This window comes from Paraburkholderia sp. BL18I3N2, from assembly GCF_003001875.1.
Taxonomy (GTDB): Bacteria; Pseudomonadota; Gammaproteobacteria; order Burkholderiales; family Burkholderiaceae; genus Paraburkholderia; species Paraburkholderia phytofirmans.
The window spans coordinates 177518-193037 of sequence record NZ_PVNC01000014.1 but is presented as its reverse complement, the minus strand read 5'-3'; the positions used below and the strand labels follow the sequence as shown (position 1 = coordinate 193037).

Here is a 15520-nt window from a genome sequence, read left to right as displayed (position 1 = left end):
ATCAGCGAAGTGTGTCTCGCGGTCGAGATGGGTGCCGATGCAACGGACATCGGCAAGACGATTCACCCGCATCCGACGCTGGGCGAATCGATCGGTATGGCCGCCGAGTTGTATGAAGGCGTCTGTACCGACCTGCCGCCGCAGAAAAAGAAGTAACGCGATTCGGTCCGTCTGCATTCGTGCAGGCGGGTTCGAAGAAGAAAAAAGCGGCGCGCCCCGTAAAGGGCGCGCCGCTTTTTCTTTGGGCAGCAGAGTAGGGCGGTTGCCGTCACGACGACGGCGTCGTCAATAGATGCTGAACGACTCAGACGACGGCGAAAAAGTGCGGGATAAAAAAATCCCGGCCTTTCGCCGGGCAAACGATACGCTATTCAACGTATCGGAGCGTTCGCCCAGTTAGCACCGTGTGAGCGGCAACTGCACGACGCTGTTGCTTGCGGTAACGCCGGCACAACTCGTGAGCTGTGCCGGCGTGAGGTAATGCTTGAAGCGTGATGCTTGCGACCGAAGCTTAGACTGCCTTCTTGGCCGAGCGCGATGCTTGTGCGGCGGCTTGCGAAGCTGCCTTCGATGCGGCCGTTGCAGCTGCATTGAAGTTGCTTTCAGCGATTTCGACAGCTTGCTTCGTTGCCTTGTGAACCGTGTCGTACGTGGTGTTGGCAGCCGTGATAGCCGACTTCAGGACGGCGACAGCCGTTTCCGAACCAGCCGGTGCATTCTTGGCGACGTTTTCGACCAGCGATTGCACCTTGCGGTTTTGCTCTTCGAATTGCGCTTCTGCGACGCGGGTGAATTCACCTTGCGTTGCCGAAACGATTTCGTACACGTGACGGCCGTACGACAGCGCCTTTTCAGCCACCGGCTGTGCAAGGCTTGCTTGCAGTGCCAGCAATTCCTGCGCGTCCTTGACCGACAGCGCGCGTTGGGCATTTTCCTGGCTTTCCGCGAGCGTCGATTTCACGACCTGCAGGTTCAGCTCAACCAGCTTTTCGACGCCTTCGAATGCTTTGGTCGTCAGGCCGAACAACGTTTCAAAGTTGGCTTTCTGGGCTGCGGCGAATTGCTCAGGGGTCAGCAAAGTCATGGTCTACGCTCCTGGATCGCGGTCTGTCTGTGCGGACCGCATTGGGTGAATGGTGAGACACATTGGTGTGTCCCGCCGGACCGCGATGAATTGTGCATCGCAGCAATGGTTCCCATTTTAGGATGGCTACAAAGAATGTCAAGCGCTTTTTGTGCGTCGCACAATGTTAAGAAACTGCTGATAAAACAGAGTGTTATGCGATCGGCATGACATCCTCGTGACGTAGGTCAATTTAACCGCCGCACCGCACTGGTGCTCAATCATGCCGCATTTATTACAGAATAGTAAGGTCAATTTTACCGGCCAGCAGGTGCTACCGCGGGGACGGTAACATCCGGCGATTGTTAAAAAAGCATTCGAAGGCCGTTTCGGTGTAAACCAGAAAGTGTCACGGAACGTTAATGCTGGATGCTGGTCGAATGCGCGTTGGCGGTTTGCAGCAAGCATTTAACAAGCTCGCTGCGCGACGCTGGCCCACGTGCTGTTGCTCTGCCGGTCTTGACCGCCCGTGGCTCTGACCGTATTTCCCCTGATCAAGGTTGTCTCGAAATTGCCGTTATGCTGGAAGAATCACCTCGATTCCGGCGTATGGCGGCAGCGGCGAGGCGTAGCGCGCCGGCGATCGTTTTTTTCGATCGATGCGTGGCACTTATTCGTGTTTTTGCGATCGGAGCTTACAAGCCGGTTTAAGGAGCGCTCATAAGTGCTTCAAATTGCTAATTTTTCGTTGTTTTACTACACTTGCGGAACCCACTCGCCGCTCCCTACCGAACACCCATGAAAACCGACATGTTTTCGTCGCTAAAAGTGATCCACGGCGCGGCCCGCAGCACCGCTCTGTCGGTGGCCGCCTCCATGGTCATCGCAGCGGCGTTTGCTACGCCCGTGAGCGCTTTTGCCGCCACACCTGCTGCACCTGCAAAAACTTCCAAACACACCAAAGCGGCCAAAAAGCCTGCTGCCGCGCCCGACACCAAGGTGTCGAGCAAAGCCTCAAAAGCGACCAGGGGCGCGGCTGCAAAGACCGTAGCCGCTGACGACGACGCACCGCGCGCGGGCGTCAAGCGCAAGCGCGTAACGTACACGTCGAACGGCCGTCACCATTCGGTGGTGCGCCGTGTCGCGTACGAGCCGCGTCAGCCGAGCGTTGGCCAGGCTTTCGGTCTGCACGAAACGCCGGACGCGCTCATGCTGCGCTCGAGCGTCGCGTATGTGATCGATCAGAACTCGGGCGAATCGCTGTTCGACAAGAACTCGCGCGCCGTGGTGCCGATTGCGTCGATCACCAAGCTGATGACCGCGATGGTGGTGCTCGACTCGAAAGAGCCGATGACCGACCAGATCGAAGTCACGGACGAAGACCGCGATTACGAAAAGAACACCGGCTCGCGTTTGTCGGTGGGCTCGGTGCTTTCGCGTGAAGACATGCTGCACATTGCGCTGATGGCGTCGGAAAATCGCGCGGCCGCGGCGCTGTCGCGTTATTTCCCGGGCGGCCGTCCGGCGTTCCTCGCGGCCATGAATGCGAAGGCCAAGCAGCTCGGCATGACCGACACGCACTTTGAAAACCCCACGGGTTTGACGAGCCAGAACGTGTCGAGCGCGCGCGATCTCGTGAAGATGGTCAACGCGGCGTATCAATATCCGGTGATCCGCAGGTTCTCGACCGACCACAGCTACGAGGTGTACACCGGCAAGCGCTCGCTGGCGTACAACAGCACCAATGCGCTGGTGCGTAACCCGACGTGGGACATCGGTCTGCAAAAGACCGGCTTCATCAACGAAGCGGGCGAGTGCCTCGTGATGCAGGCGACCATTCACGGCCGTCCGATGATCATGGTGCTGCTCGACTCGTCGGGCAAGTATTCGCGATTCGCGGACGCCACGCGTCTGCGCACGTGGCTGGATAACGGCGGCGACCAGGCGCGCATTACCAGCGCGGACGCCGGCGGCCCGGGTACCTGAAGCGTTGCCTCAGCGGCCGGTTGTTGGACCGGCCGCATGAAAACAAAAAGCCTCGCAAAAAATGCGAGGCTTTTTGTTTTGCACGGAGGATGTGAAGTGCCGGCTTACGCGTGATGGCTGTGCGAATGGTCCTGCGCGGGTTGCGGCCGATAGCCGAGCGACGCCGAGATCATCAACGCGGTCTGGCTCAGCTGGCCAATCCAGGAGTCTTGCAGGCGATCCGCCGGCGCCGACAGCGACAGACCGGCAACCAGCTTGCCGGTGTCGTCGTAGATACCGGCGGCGATGCAGCGCACGCCGAGTTCCAGTTCTTCGTTGTCGCGCGCGCACGCCTGCTGGCGCACATGCGACAACTCACGCTCCAGTTTGGTCAGGTCGGTGATGCTGTTCTGCGTGTGGCCCGACAAACCGGTGCGCGTGGCGTAGGCTCGCACGCGGGTGGATTCGTCGGCGGCGAGGAACAGCTTGCCTACCGAGGTCAGATGCAACGGCGCCCGTCCGCCGATGGCGCGCACCACCTGCATGCCGGAACGCTCCGAATAAGCGCGCTCGATATAGACGATCTCGTCGCCCTGACGCACCGACAGATTCACGGTCTGGCCAGTCTGACGATGCAGTTCGCGCATCGGCGTGAGCGCCGCGTCGCGCACCGACAGGCGCGCCTTCACCAGATTGCCCAGTTCGAGCAGGCGCATGCCGAGACGGTAAGTGCCGGGATCCGACCGGTCGACCAGCCGGCACATCACCATATCGTTCAGGATGCGGTGCGCGGTGGACGGATGCAGCTCCGTGCGGATGGCGAGTTCTTTCAGGCTGACCGGGTCGCTATGCGCAGCGAGTGCGTCGAGCAAGCGCATCATGCGTTCGATCACCTGGATCGAAGTTTTGGGATCCGGGTTCGTATCGCTCATGGGAGGAATCGGTTGACGCGTCAAACAGCGGAAATTGATTGTATCCCGTATTGTGAAAAGATGGAAAGCAGTTGGAACGTGTATTCCAAATTAAGTCGCTTTCGTCCTATGCCTTCCGGCCGTTGGTATTGTGCGGCAAACAGCGGATAATCAGGGACGTTTTCCCGAAGGAGGGCTCATGCGAGTCGGATTGTTCGTTACCTGCCTGATCGACCTGATGCGTCCCGAGATCGGTTTTTCGGTCATCAAGCTGATCGACGGCGCCGGATTCGAGGTGATGGTCCCGCCAGCGCAAACCTGTTGCGGGCAACCGGCGTACAACTCCGGGGAGCGGCGCATCGCGCGCGATCTGGCCGAGAAGACCTTGCGCGAGTTCGAGCAGTTCGATTACGTCGTGGTCCCGTCCGGTTCGTGCGGCGGCATGATCCGAGCGCATTACGGCGACCTCTTCGCCGACGATCCCGAACTGATGAACCGCTTCGGCCGGCTGCGCGCCAAGGTGTTCGAGCTGACCGATTTCCTCGTGAACGTGGCCAAAGTGCAGTTGCGGCCGGGCGAGTTCGCGGGTCAGGTCACGTACCACGATTCCTGCTCCGGGCTGCGTGAGCTCGGCGTGAAGGCGCAGCCGCGCGCCTTGCTGGCGCAGGTCGGCGTGACGGTGAACGAGATGAAGGATTGCGAGCATTGCTGCGGCTTCGGCGGCACCTTCGCGGTCAAGTACGGCGATATCTCGACCGCGATCGTCGACGAAAAATGCGCGAATATTCGGGCCAGCGGCACCGGCGCGGTCGTGCTTGGCGATCTCGGCTGCATGCTCAACATCGAGGGCCGTTTGCGGCGGACCGGCGACGCGACCACGCGCGTGCTGCACATCGCGCAGGTGCTGGCTGGCGACGTATAACGCGGGTGGCTACACGTGCCCCGTCCTTATCCAGATATGCGCGCTTGACTCGTCCTAACTCGCGGTTCGCCCGCTTTGCCTGATTACGCATAAGGCCGCCATGCAAGTCCAATCGATGCAATTCAAAGCACGTGCCGGTCAGAAACTTGCCGACCAGCGTCTGCAGCAGAATCTCACCAAGCTGTCGACCAAGTTCGTGTCGGCCCGCGCCACGGCCATGACCGCGATCGATTTTCCCGCCACGCGCGCCGCCCTGAAGGAGCGCCGCAATCGCGCGCTGGAAGATCTCGACGTGTGGCTGAAAACCTTCGAGCGCGAAGCGGCCCGGCGCGGCGTGACGGTGCTGTTCGCCGAGACGACACAAGAGGCCGCGCGGCTCGTCGGCGACATTGCGCGCCGGCACGAGGTAAAAAAGGTGATCAAGACCAAGTCGATGGTCACCGAAGAAATGCGCCTGAATGAAGTGCTCGGGCAGATGGGCGTGCAATCCATCGAAACCGATCTGGGTGAGTACATTCTGCAGATCAACGACAACGAGCCGCCGAGCCACATCATCGCGCCGGTCGTCCATAAAGATAAGGACGAGATCGCCGACCTGTTTGCGAAGACTCACCATCGCCCACGCCTGACCGAAATCACCGACATGACGCGCGAAGCGCGCGAGATGCTGCGTCCGCATTTCATGACCGCGGACATGGGCGTGACCGGCGGCAATTTTGTGGTGGCGGAAACGGGCTCGGTCGTGCTGGTCACGAACGAGGGCAACGAGGGCATGTGCACCGTGATGCCACGCGTGCACGTGGCGGTGACGGGCATCGAGAAAGTGCTGCCCACACTCGAAGACCTGGCCACGGCGATGCGTCTCTTGCCGCGCTCGGCGACCGGGCAGGCCACCTCGAACTATTTTTCCGTGTTGACGGGGCCGCGCGGCGAAGGTGACCAGGACGGCCCCGAGCATATGTACGTGGTGCTGGTCGACGGCGGGCGCACGGGACTGATCGGCGGCGACTTCCAGGAAATGCTGAGATGCATCCGCTGCGGCGCGTGCATGAACCATTGCCCGGTGTATCAGAAGGTGGGCGGCCATGCATACGGCTGGGTCTATCCCGGCCCGATGGGTTCGGTATTGACGCCGAGCTACGTGGGCATCGACAAGGCGCTGGATCTGCCGCAGGCCGCGACCTTGTGCGGCGAGTGCAACAGCGTGTGCCCCGTGGGGATTCCGCTATCCGATCTGTTGCGCAAGCTGCGCGAGAGGCAGGTGGAGCGGCGTCTGCGGCCGTGGAAAGAGCGCGCTGGCCTCGCCGCATGGGGTTTCCTGGCGCTGCACCCGGATGCTTATGCGCTTCTCACTAAACTGGCTGTTCGTGTGCTGGAACGCATGGGCGGGAAAAACCGGTCAATCGCCAAGCTGCCGCTGGGCGGCGCGGGCTGGACCAATACGCGGGATATGCCCGCTCCTGTCGGTCGGACGTTCAGGGAGTTGTACGCGGCGCAGCGCAGCCATATTGGCTGAGCGGGCGTCGGTGGGCCGACATTGCTCTCGTCTTTTGCTATTCACTCGGCATTTAGCGTGAGCCGGTGATTCCAGTATTGCGCTGTCTGGTCTTGCGTCGAACCGCAGGGCAGTCTGCCTGATATCGCCGAAGCGACCCGCACGTTGCGGCCGCAGAAATTAGAGCGCGGCACGCCTGCGCATCAGCGCATGCGTACCGCGCAACCACCATGCGGCTAGTCCAGGTCAGTGATCCGTCATCTGGCCCGACTGGCGACCCGGCACCCCTCGCACGGGCGCGCCGTTATTCCCGTTGCCGCGACCGCCTCCGCCGCCGGCCTGCTGCTGCGGCGGCGGGGGCGGCGGCGGGCTTCCAGCCCCCGGTCGAGGCGCGTTCGATCCGCTCGGCCCGCGCGGGCCGCCCACCGCACCTTGCGGCGGCGGCCCGCCGCGCGATCCGCCGTTCGGCTGGCCGTGCCAGCCACCGTTGTCGCCGTGGTTGCCGTTGTTTCCATAATTGCCGTTGTTCCGGTCCCGATCGCGATAGCCGCCGTAGCCGGGGCCCGGGCCGTAATAACGGCCCGGGCCGTCGTAGTAGCCAGGCCCCGGATAGTTGCCATAGCCCATGTAGACATTGGATTGCGGCACGACCGGCACACCGGTGGCGTAGCCATCGTAACCGTCGTAGCCGCTATAACCGCCGCCGTAGCCGTTGCTGTACATCGGCGTGCCGTCCGGATAGACAGCGCAGCCGCCGAGCAGGGCAGCGACAGCGAGGCAGCCGAGTGGTGCAAAAACAAAGCGTTTCATGTGATCGACCGATGCGAGTTCTATTTCTATAAGACCGCTATTATCGCTATCCGTCGCAAGAGCTTTGTATGTGTTTGTAAGGATTTCTTTTTTGTGCCATGACGCGCACCGGCGTCGTCCGTCGCGAAATGTGAATTCACTGTTCCATTCAGCGCAACGGTCTATCTCGCGCCAGGAGGTTTTTCGCGATTGTGAATTTCTATAAGATTTCGACTGGGCATAGTGGGTAACAAACTCATCTGCCCCCAATCGAAAGAATCGACATCATGAAAAAGACAATATCGGTGTACTGGCCCCTTGCCATCGTTGTGCCGCTCGCTGCGGCTGCTTATCTCCATATTTGTGGCGATGCCGCGTCGCGCGTCCCACAAACTCCGCTCGCCGCCGACCAGTTGACGGCTGAACTTGCACGTGCCGTTTCGTACGGCATGATCGACGACGTCTCGCCGTTGCGGGCGAAACCGATGCGCGCCGTTACGGCGATGCCGGCCGCGGAAGCGTCGTAAGCACGAGGTTGAGCGGGATTGGGAGCGGCCGCCTTACCGAACGCCATGCTCGCGCCAGCCGCCGGCGAGATTCCGGCCAGCTTCGTATAATCGCGGCAACATTTATTTGCAGTCAGCCTGCGCGCGTCACGCGCCTAAAAAGCCCTCGATGAAAACCGTGTCCATCTGCTTTGTCTGCCTCGGGAACATCTGTCGTTCGCCGACCGCGGAAGGTGTGATGCGTCATCTGGTCGGCGAGGCGAAGCTCGCGGAACGCATTGTGATCGACTCCGCCGGAACGGGTGACTGGCACATCGGCGAGCCGCCGGACGAGCGCGCGCAACTGGCAGCGGGCCGGCGCGGGTATAAGCTTGCCGACTTGCGCGGCCGCCAGATCGCCGCGGCAGATTTCGACCGCTTCGACCTGCTGATCGCCATGGACGACAAGAATATCGTCGCGTTGCGTCAGATGTGCCCGCCGCAGCAACGCGACAAGATCCGTCTGCTGATGGAATTCGTCCCCGAAGCGGACGCCCGCTGGAGCGGCGCCCGCGAAGTCGTCGATCCGTATTTCGGTGGAGTGGAAGGCTTCGAGCAGGTGCTGGATCAGTGTGAAGTTGCCTGCCGCGGGCTCATCGCGGCGCTCCGTCCCCAGTTGCTTGCATAGAATCCGGCGGGAAAGCGCGCCGAACTTATCCAGCAATTAAGCAAATGACCCAAATCGCGGTAGGGATACTTGACTAAATCGCTCATGTATTTATACTTGACAAAACTTGTCGAGAATTGCGGTTCCCACACCATATGAGACTCACCACGAAAGGCCGTTTCGCCGTCACGGCGATGATTGACCTGGCACTGCGCCAGGAGCAGGGCCCGGTGACGCTTGCGGGTATCAGCCAGCGCCAACACATCTCCCTGTCGTACCTCGAGCAGCTGTTTGGCAAGCTGCGTCGTCATGAAATCGTCGAGTCCGTGCGCGGACCGGGCGGCGGCTACAATCTGGCCCGCCGCGCTGAAGACGTGACCGTGGCCGACATCATCATCGCGGTCGACGAGCCGCTCGACGCCACCCAATGCGGCGGCAAGGGCTCGTGCGAGGGCACCAAACAGCACGACGGCCACTGCATGACGCACGAACTGTGGTCCACGCTGAACCAGAAAATGGTCGAGTACCTCGACTCGGTGTCGCTAAAGGACCTAGTCGATCAGCAGCGCTCGCGGGAAGGCGCGCCGGCCGTGATACGCGACAGACGCAACGAAGCGCCGGCGGTCGAACCCGTCCGCGTAGCGCCCAAAGGGCCGAATTCAGTTTTCAACATGGCCGGTTCCTAGGAGCGGTATCGAGCAGTCACCGCAGCCTGATAAGAAACCCAGAAGCCAGAGCACACGACGTCCCCGGAGCAATTGATGAACAACGACACTCTCCATCTGCCCATCTACATGGACTACAGCGCGACGACGCCGATCGATCCGCGCGTGGTGGACAAGATGATTCCGTATCTGCGCGAGCAGTTCGGCAACCCCGCATCGCGTAGCCACTCGTATGGCTGGGCGGCGGAACGCGCAGTCGAGGAAGCGCGTGAGAATGTCGCCGCGCTGGTGAACGCCGATCCGCGTGAAATCATCTGGACCTCGGGTGCCACGGAGTCGGACAACCTGGCGATCAAGGGTGCCGCGCACTTCTACAAGAGCAAAGGCAAGCACATCATCACGGTGAAGACCGAGCACAAGGCCGTGCTCGACACCTGCCGCGAACTCGAACGCGAAGGCTTCGAAGTCACGTATCTGGACGTTAAGGACGACGGCCTGATCGACCTCGAAAAGTTCAAGGCCGCGTTGCGTCCGGACACGATTCTGGTGTCGGTCATGTCGGTGAACAACGAGATCGGCGTGATCCAGGACATCGAGGCGATCGGCGAGATCACTCGTGAAAAGGGCATCATTTTTCACGTCGACGCGGCGCAAGCCACCGGCAAGATCGCCATCGATCTGCAAAAGCTGAAGGTCGACCTGATGTCGTTCTCGGCGCACAAGACGTACGGCCCGAAGGGCATTGGCGCGCTGTACGTGCGCCGCAAGCCGCGTATCCGTATCGAAGCGCAGATGCACGGCGGCGGTCATGAGCGCGGCATGCGTTCGGGCACGCTGGCCACGCACCAGATTGTCGGCATGGGCGAAGCGTTCCGTATCGCGCGTGAAGAAATGGCGACGGAAAACGAACGTATCCGCATGCTGCGCGACCGTCTGCTGCGCGGCCTGTCGCAAATGGAAGAAGTGTATGTGAACGGCGACATGGAAAAGCGTGTGCCGCACAACCTGAACATCAGCTTCAATTTCGTCGAAGGCGAGTCGCTGATCATGGCGGTGAAGGATGTGGCGGTGTCGTCGGGATCGGCTTGTACGTCGGCTTCGCTGGAACCGTCGTATGTGTTGCGCGCGCTGGGCCGTAACGACGAGCTGGCGCACAGCTCGATCCGCTTCACGGTGGGCCGTTTCACGACCGAGCAGGATGTCGATTACGTGATCAACCTGCTGAAGACCAAGATTTCGAAGCTGCGCGATTTGTCGCCGCTGTGGGAAATGCACAAGGACGGGATCGATATTTCGACCATCCAGTGGGCAGCGCACTGACGCGCCGTTTGGACGACGTCGAATTCATCGAATTGCGAATTGCAGGTTGAAACGAATCAAGGAGTGTCATCATGGCTTATAGCGACAAGGTTCTGGACCACTACGAAAACCCGCGCAACGTCGGTTCCTTTGCGAAGGACGACGATGCAGTCGGTACCGGGATGGTCGGCGCGCCGGCATGCGGCGACGTGATGAAGCTGCAGATCCGCGTGGGCGCGGACGGCATCATCGAAGACGCGAAGTTCAAGACGTATGGCTGCGGGTCGGCGATTGCGTCGAGCTCGCTCGTCACCGAATGGGTGAAGGGCAAGACGCTCGATCAAGCCATGTCGATCAAGAACACGCAGATCGCCGAAGAACTGGCGCTGCCGCCGGTGAAGATCCACTGCTCGATCCTCGCGGAAGACGCGATCAAGGCAGCGGTCGCCGACTACAAGCAACGTCACGGCGAAGCAGTCGTCGCAGACGAAAAGCAGCACGCTTGATCAAGCGGCGGTTGCGGCGCGGTTCAGGTAAATCGAAACGGACGACGGCGTGAGTTCACGCCAGCCGTCCGGCACGAACGATATTTGGTGCAGGCAGGGTAGCAGCGCGTGAGCGGGTAGAGGCATGGCCGGCACACTCTGCGCAATGAGAAACGCTATGGCAATTACGTTGACCGAAAAGGCAGCACAGCACGTCCAGAAGTATCTGAACCGTCGCGGTAAAGGCGTCGGCTTGCGCGTCGGCGTGCGCACCACCGGTTGCTCCGGCTTGGCTTACAAGCTCGAGTACGTGGATGAACTCGCGCCCGAAGACGAAGTGTTCGAGTGCAACGGCGTGAAGCTCATTGTCGACCCGAAGAGCCTCGCCTATATCGACGGCACCGAACTCGACTTCGCACGTGAAGGGCTGAACGAAGGCTTCAAGTTCAACAACCCGAACGTGAAGGACGAATGCGGTTGCGGCGAATCGTTCCGCGTGTAAATCGGAACATTCCGCGTGCAGCGGATCAAAGGCGGCGCGTGCCGCCTTTTTAGTTTGATCCGCGAATTCGCGCGAATTCGCGTGTGCCGCCGGGCTCCGCTTCGACGAGCCGCGTTTTTTGACTGCACTCCGGTGCGCTTTCCTGAACGGACTTCTTTTATCCGATGGCCTCGCTGAACGACAGCCACTTCGACCTGTTCGATCTGCCGGCGCAATTCGCGCTCGACGCATCCGCGCTCGATCACGCCTACCGCACGGTCCAGGCGCAAGTGCATCCGGACCGCTTCGCGGCGGCCGGCGACGCGCAAAAGCGCATTGCGATGCAATGGGCGACGCGCACCAACGAGGCGTATCAGACGTTGCGCGATCCGTTGAAGCGCGCCACCTATCTGCTGCATTTGCGCGGCATCGACGTCGGCGCGCACGACAATACGGCGATGGAGCCGGCGTTCCTGATGCAGCAGATGGAATGGCGCGAAGGCATCGAGGACGCGGCCGCGGCGAAGAACGTCGACGCGCTCGACGCCTTGCTCACCGAACTGCGCGACGAAGAGCGCATGCGTTTGGACAAGCTCGGCGCGTTGCTCGACAGCGGCGCGAATCAGGCCGCGGGCGAGGCCGTGCGGCAGTTGATGTTCATCGAACGGGTGGCGTCGGAAATCGGCACGCAGATCGAGCGGCTCGAGAACTAGCGAGCCCGAGCGCGCCGCGAGTGCGGCAATCGCCGCCAGAAGAGCCGTAGCATTACATCCAGCAACGCGAAAATTCAGGACGGGGCCGAGCGGCCCCGAGAAGATCCAGATGGCCCTACTGCAAATCTCTGAACCCGGCATGGCGCCGGCGCCCCACCAGCGGCGTCTGGCGGTCGGTATCGATCTCGGCACCACCAATTCCCTCGTCGCCGCCGTGCGCAGCGGCGTGCCCGACGTGCTGCCCGACGCGGACGGCCATGCGCTGCTGCCGTCGGTGGTGCGCTACCTCGAAAAAGGCGGCCGGCGTATCGGCCGCACGGCCAAAGCCGAGGCGGCGAGCGATCCACGCAACACGATCGTCTCGGTCAAACGCTTCATGGGCCGTGGCAAGGCGGAAGTGGAGGGCGCCGAAAACGCGCCGTACGATTTTATCGATGCCCCCGGCATGGTGCAGATCCGTACCATCGACGGCGTGAAGAGCCCGGTCGAAGTGTCGGCCGAAATTCTGGCGACGCTGCGCCAGCGCGCCGAAGACACGCTCGGCGACGAACTGGTCGGCGCCGTGATCACAGTGCCGGCTTACTTCGACGAAGCCCAGCGCCAGGCGACCAAAGACGCAGCGCGTCTGGCCGGCCTGAACGTGCTGCGCCTCCTGAACGAACCGACCGCGGCAGCGATTGCCTACGGCCTCGACAACGGTTCCGAAGGTCTGTACGCCGTGTACGACCTCGGCGGCGGCACCTTCGACCTGTCGATTCTCAAGCTCACCAAGGGTGTATTCGAAGTGCTCGCGGCCGGCGGCGACTCCGCGCTCGGCGGCGACGATTTCGACCACGCGCTGTATCGCCATGTGCTGGAGCAGGCCGGCATCGCGCCGCAAACGCTCGCGCCGGAAGATGTGCGCTTGCTGCTGGACAGCGTACGCGAGGCCAAGGAGGCCCTGTCCGACGCACCGAATGCAAAGCTGCAAGCCGAGCTCTCGAACGGCGCCAGGCTCGATCTGACGATCGACGAAGCCACTTTCGAAGCGATCACACAAGCGCTCGTGCAGCGCACGCTCGGCCCGACGAAAAAGGCGCTGCGCGACGCCAAAGTCACGACGAAGGAAATCAAGGGCGTGGTGCTGGTCGGCGGCGCGACGCGCATGCCGGTGATTCGCCGCGCGGTCGAATCGTTCTTCGGCCAGCCGCCGCTGATCAACCTCGACCCGGATCAGGTGGTCGCGCTCGGCGCCGCGATCCAGGCCGATCTGCTCGCGGGCAACCGCGGCGCGGACGGCGACGAATGGCTCCTGCTCGACGTGATTCCCCTATCGCTCGGCGTCGAGACGATGGGCGGCTTGACCGAGAAGATCATCCCGCGTAATTCGACGATTCCGGTCGCGCGGGCGCAGGATTTCACGACCTTCAAGGACGGCCAGACGGCCATGGCGATTCACGTCGTGCAAGGCGAGCGCGAGCTCGTCAGCGACTGCCGCTCGCTCGCGCGTTTCGAGCTGCGCGGCATCCCGCCGATGGCCGCGGGCGCGGCGCGCATCCGCGTGACTTACCAGGTGGACGCCGATGGCCTGCTGTCAGTGTTCGCGCGCGAGCAGGGCTCGGGCGTGGAAGCATCCGTCGTGGTCAAGCCGTCCTACGGTCTCGCCGATGACGACATCGCCCGCATGCTCGAAGACAGTTTCTCGACCGCTGAAGTCGACATGCGCGCGCGTGCGTTGCGCGAAGCGCAAGTCGAAGCGCGCCGTCTCGTGGAAGCCACCGACGCCGCGCTCGCCGCCGACGCGGAACTGCTCGACGACAGCGAGCGCGCCGAGCTCGACGCGCTCCTCGATGCATTGCGCAACGTCGTGCAAAGCGACGATGTAGACGTGATCGAAGCCGCCACCAAAACGCTCGCCGAAGGCACCGACGAATTCGCCGCCCGCCGCATGAACAAGGGCATTCGCCGCGCGCTCGCCGGCCGCAAGCTCGACGAGATCTGAGCCTTGCGCTAACGGCGGGCGGCCTTGACTTGCGAGAGGCCGCCGCAAAAAACCGAATCGCGCCGCGTGGACTTAAAAAGTCCGCGCGGCGCCAGTAAAATGGTACGGAGCCTGTTTGCGGCCGCCGTGCCGCAGACCCAAACGGAAAATGTATGCCTCAAATCGTTGTGCTGCCTCACGTCGAACTGTGCCCGGAAGGCGCGGTGATCGATGCCGTGCCCGGCAAGAGCATCTGCGACAACCTGCTCGAACACGGCATTGAAATCGAGCACGCGTGCGAGAAGTCGTGCGCCTGCACGACCTGTCACGTGATCGTGCGTGAGGGTTTCGCCGCCTTGACGCCGTCGGAGGAAGACGAGGACGATCTGTTGGACAAGGCGTGGGGGCTCGAACCGGCCTCGCGTCTGTCGTGCCAGGCCATGGTGCCGGCTGAGCAGGATCTGGTTGTCGAAATCCCTCGCTACTCGATCAACCACGCGAAGGAAAATCACTAACAGGAGGATGCAGCCATGAAGTGGACCGATACGCAAGACATCGCGATGGCCCTGACTGACAAGCACCAGGACATCGATCCGCAACAGGTGCGCTTCACCGACTTGCACCGTTGGGTCACCGAGCTGGAAGGATTCGACGACGATCCTAACCGGTCGAACGAAAAGATCCTCGAGGCGATTCAGGCTGCATGGATTGAAGACGCGGATTACTGAGCTTCACTGAGTTTTCCGGCGCCGGTCAGCGATTTGGTTGCGCTTGCGGTTGCGGTAAAGAAAAAGGCGATTCCATTTGGAATCGCCTTTTTTGCGTCTGGCGGAAGGTCTATCTGCGTGCGGTTAGCTAGCCACGAGCGTGCCGTTCTGAACCCGGACGCGCTGACCTTGCTGGAACGGCGGCGCTTCATGGTAAGTGAAGTAACGCGTCTTGCCGTTTTCCATCCGCACGCGCACCGAATACGACGTGGTGCTGCGGATATGTTTTTCGACCGAGTTGCCGGCAAGGCCGCCGCCGAGCGCGCCGAGAACGGTCATCGCGGTGCGGCCGTTGCCGCTGCCGAACTGATTGCCGACCACGCCGCCAGCCACTGCGCCGCCGACCGCGCCGATTCCGGTGCCATGACCTTCCTGACGCACCGCCGAGATGGCCTCGACTGTCCCGCAACTCGAGCAGTAAGCGGGTTGCGGCGGCGGTTGCTGTGCGTAGTTAGGTGCCGGCTGCGCCTGTTGCTGCTGAGCGTATTGTTGCTGTGTGGGTGCAGGTGCCGGAGCGGGTGCGGGTCGCGGCTGTTGCGCGGCCTGCTGCTGGGCTGCCTGCTGCTGCGCGGCCTGTTGCGCCGTCAGGTGGGCGGGCGCCGCCGAATCGACCACACCCGGCGGCGTAGCTTGTGTCGCCACCTGCGCAGCTTGCGTCTGATCGTTTTGCGCGCCGCTACTGGACGCCTTGGTGAACAGGCCGGTTACAGCCGCCGTCGCGGCAAGGCTGGCGATGATCACCGCACCGGCAGCGGTCGCGACGAGCGGGTGAATCCGGCGTGGTTGCGCAGGCTGAGCGGACTGCGTGGTGGGTTGCGTGTTTGGATTGTCCATTTTGGCCTCCGTTTTCAAC

18 protein-coding genes are annotated in these 15520 nt (G+C 62.0%); 14 read left to right on the top strand and 4 right to left on the bottom strand.

Features of this window, described 5'->3' with window-relative positions; all coding sequences use genetic code 11:
- Positions 1–156: hypothetical protein (locus tag B0G75_RS40300; RefSeq protein ID WP_133254501.1), on the top strand; the 156-nt coding region annotated here is incomplete at its 5' end.
- 355 nt (positions 157–511) lie between these two features.
- Here the strand turns inward: B0G75_RS40300 and B0G75_RS29025 are convergent.
- On the bottom strand, positions 512–1084 hold the full coding sequence (locus B0G75_RS29025) for a phasin family protein (RefSeq protein ID WP_012433576.1): 573 nt from the start codon (positions 1082–1084) through the stop codon (positions 512–514).
- 777 nt (positions 1085–1861) lie between these two features.
- On the opposite strand from B0G75_RS29025, the gene pbpG reads away from it, so the two are divergent.
- A complete protein-coding gene (gene pbpG / locus B0G75_RS29020; RefSeq protein WP_106313471.1) occupies positions 1862–3049 on the top strand; it encodes a D-alanyl-D-alanine endopeptidase in 1188 nt (395 codons plus the stop codon).
- A gap of 104 nt (positions 3050–3153) precedes the next feature.
- Here the strand turns inward: pbpG and B0G75_RS29015 are convergent, their stop codons facing one another.
- Positions 3154–3960, bottom strand: coding sequence for an IclR family transcriptional regulator (locus B0G75_RS29015; RefSeq protein ID WP_012433574.1), 807 nt, complete (start codon positions 3958–3960; stop codon positions 3154–3156).
- Between the two features lie 178 nt (positions 3961–4138).
- Between B0G75_RS29015 and B0G75_RS29010 the strand changes: the two genes are divergently transcribed.
- On the top strand, positions 4139–4861 hold the full coding sequence (locus B0G75_RS29010) for a (Fe-S)-binding protein (protein WP_106313470.1): 723 nt from the start codon (positions 4139–4141) through the stop codon (positions 4859–4861).
- 100 nt (positions 4862–4961) lie between these two features.
- Complete coding sequence (locus B0G75_RS29005) at positions 4962–6377, top strand: lactate utilization protein B (RefSeq protein WP_106313469.1); 1416 nt, start codon at positions 4962–4964, stop codon at positions 6375–6377.
- Positions 6378–6602: 225 nt separating this feature from the next.
- Here B0G75_RS29005 and B0G75_RS29000 read toward each other — a convergent pair whose 3' ends face one another.
- Entirely contained in the window at positions 6603–7166 is a 564-nt protein-coding gene (locus B0G75_RS29000; RefSeq protein ID WP_106313468.1) for a hypothetical protein, read from the bottom strand.
- A 266-nt stretch (positions 7167–7432) separates the two neighbouring features.
- Between B0G75_RS29000 and B0G75_RS28995 the strand changes: the two genes are divergently transcribed.
- The 10 genes from B0G75_RS28995 (at position 7433) to iscX (ending at position 14628) form a co-directional block, all read left to right on the top strand.
- Positions 7433–7672 (top strand): hypothetical protein, encoded by a 240-nt coding sequence (locus B0G75_RS28995; RefSeq protein WP_106313467.1) that lies wholly within the window; start codon positions 7433–7435, stop codon positions 7670–7672.
- A 148-nt stretch (positions 7673–7820) separates the two neighbouring features.
- The gene (locus B0G75_RS28990; protein ID WP_106313466.1) at positions 7821–8318 is read left to right on the top strand and encodes a low molecular weight protein-tyrosine-phosphatase; all 498 of its coding nucleotides are present in this window, start codon (positions 7821–7823) and stop codon (positions 8316–8318) included.
- 134 nt (positions 8319–8452) lie between these two features.
- Positions 8453–8983 (top strand): Fe-S cluster assembly transcriptional regulator IscR, encoded by a 531-nt coding sequence (gene iscR / locus B0G75_RS28985; RefSeq protein ID WP_012433568.1) that lies wholly within the window; start codon positions 8453–8455, stop codon positions 8981–8983.
- Positions 8984–9058: 75 nt separating this feature from the next.
- The gene (locus B0G75_RS28980; RefSeq protein WP_106313465.1) at positions 9059–10282 is read left to right on the top strand and encodes an IscS subfamily cysteine desulfurase; all 1224 of its coding nucleotides are present in this window, start codon (positions 9059–9061) and stop codon (positions 10280–10282) included.
- 71 nt (positions 10283–10353) lie between these two features.
- Positions 10354–10767 (top strand): Fe-S cluster assembly scaffold IscU, encoded by a 414-nt coding sequence (gene iscU, locus B0G75_RS28975; RefSeq protein WP_007181285.1) that lies wholly within the window; start codon positions 10354–10356, stop codon positions 10765–10767.
- A 157-nt stretch (positions 10768–10924) separates the two neighbouring features.
- On the top strand, positions 10925–11248 hold the full coding sequence (iscA, locus tag B0G75_RS28970) for an iron-sulfur cluster assembly protein IscA (protein WP_012433565.1): 324 nt from the start codon (positions 10925–10927) through the stop codon (positions 11246–11248).
- Positions 11249–11412: 164 nt separating this feature from the next.
- The gene (gene hscB / locus B0G75_RS28965) at positions 11413–11940 is read left to right on the top strand and encodes a Fe-S protein assembly co-chaperone HscB (RefSeq protein ID WP_106313464.1); all 528 of its coding nucleotides are present in this window, start codon (positions 11413–11415) and stop codon (positions 11938–11940) included.
- Positions 11941–12049: 109 nt separating this feature from the next.
- Positions 12050–13921, top strand: coding sequence for a Fe-S protein assembly chaperone HscA (hscA, locus tag B0G75_RS28960; RefSeq protein WP_106313463.1), 1872 nt, complete (start codon positions 12050–12052; stop codon positions 13919–13921).
- Between the two features lie 152 nt (positions 13922–14073).
- Positions 14074–14415, top strand: a complete 342-nt coding sequence (gene fdx, locus B0G75_RS28955; RefSeq protein WP_012433562.1) for an ISC system 2Fe-2S type ferredoxin — start codon at positions 14074–14076, stop codon at positions 14413–14415.
- 15 nt (positions 14416–14430) lie between these two features.
- The gene (iscX, locus tag B0G75_RS28950) at positions 14431–14628 is read left to right on the top strand and encodes a Fe-S cluster assembly protein IscX (RefSeq protein ID WP_007181290.1); all 198 of its coding nucleotides are present in this window, start codon (positions 14431–14433) and stop codon (positions 14626–14628) included.
- Between the two features lie 123 nt (positions 14629–14751).
- Here the strand turns inward: iscX and B0G75_RS28945 are convergent, their stop codons facing one another.
- Positions 14752–15501, bottom strand: coding sequence for a glycine zipper 2TM domain-containing protein (locus B0G75_RS28945; protein ID WP_106313462.1), 750 nt, complete (start codon positions 15499–15501; stop codon positions 14752–14754).
- Positions 15502–15520 lie beyond the last annotated feature (19 nt).

Bases quoted from the DNA above. Each gene is read 5' to 3' on its own strand.
- B0G75_RS29025 (WP_012433576.1), bottom strand. From the start codon at position 1,084: ATGACTTTGCTGACCCCTGAGCAATTCGCCGCAGCCCAGAAAGCCAAC.
- pbpG (WP_106313471.1), top strand. From the start codon at position 1,862: ATGAAAACCGACATGTTTTCGTCGCTAAAAGTGATCCACGGCGCGGCC.
- B0G75_RS29015 (WP_012433574.1), bottom strand. From the start codon at position 3,960: ATGAGCGATACGAACCCGGATCCCAAAACTTCGATCCAGGTGATCGAA.
- B0G75_RS29010 (WP_106313470.1), top strand. From the start codon at position 4,139: ATGCGAGTCGGATTGTTCGTTACCTGCCTGATCGACCTGATGCGTCCC.
- B0G75_RS29005 (WP_106313469.1), top strand. From the start codon at position 4,962: ATGCAAGTCCAATCGATGCAATTCAAAGCACGTGCCGGTCAGAAACTT.
- B0G75_RS29000 (WP_106313468.1), bottom strand. From the start codon at position 7,166: ATGAAACGCTTTGTTTTTGCACCACTCGGCTGCCTCGCTGTCGCTGCC.
- B0G75_RS28995 (WP_106313467.1), top strand. From the start codon at position 7,433: ATGAAAAAGACAATATCGGTGTACTGGCCCCTTGCCATCGTTGTGCCG.
- B0G75_RS28990 (WP_106313466.1), top strand. From the start codon at position 7,821: ATGAAAACCGTGTCCATCTGCTTTGTCTGCCTCGGGAACATCTGTCGT.
- iscR (WP_012433568.1), top strand. From the start codon at position 8,453: ATGAGACTCACCACGAAAGGCCGTTTCGCCGTCACGGCGATGATTGAC.
- B0G75_RS28980 (WP_106313465.1), top strand. From the start codon at position 9,059: ATGAACAACGACACTCTCCATCTGCCCATCTACATGGACTACAGCGCG.
- iscU (WP_007181285.1), top strand. From the start codon at position 10,354: ATGGCTTATAGCGACAAGGTTCTGGACCACTACGAAAACCCGCGCAAC.
- iscA (WP_012433565.1), top strand. From the start codon at position 10,925: ATGGCAATTACGTTGACCGAAAAGGCAGCACAGCACGTCCAGAAGTAT.
- hscB (WP_106313464.1), top strand. From the start codon at position 11,413: ATGGCCTCGCTGAACGACAGCCACTTCGACCTGTTCGATCTGCCGGCG.
- hscA (WP_106313463.1), top strand. From the start codon at position 12,050: ATGGCCCTACTGCAAATCTCTGAACCCGGCATGGCGCCGGCGCCCCAC.
- fdx (WP_012433562.1), top strand. From the start codon at position 14,074: ATGCCTCAAATCGTTGTGCTGCCTCACGTCGAACTGTGCCCGGAAGGC.
- iscX (WP_007181290.1), top strand. From the start codon at position 14,431: ATGAAGTGGACCGATACGCAAGACATCGCGATGGCCCTGACTGACAAG.
- B0G75_RS28945 (WP_106313462.1), bottom strand. From the start codon at position 15,501: ATGGACAATCCAAACACGCAACCCACCACGCAGTCCGCTCAGCCTGCG.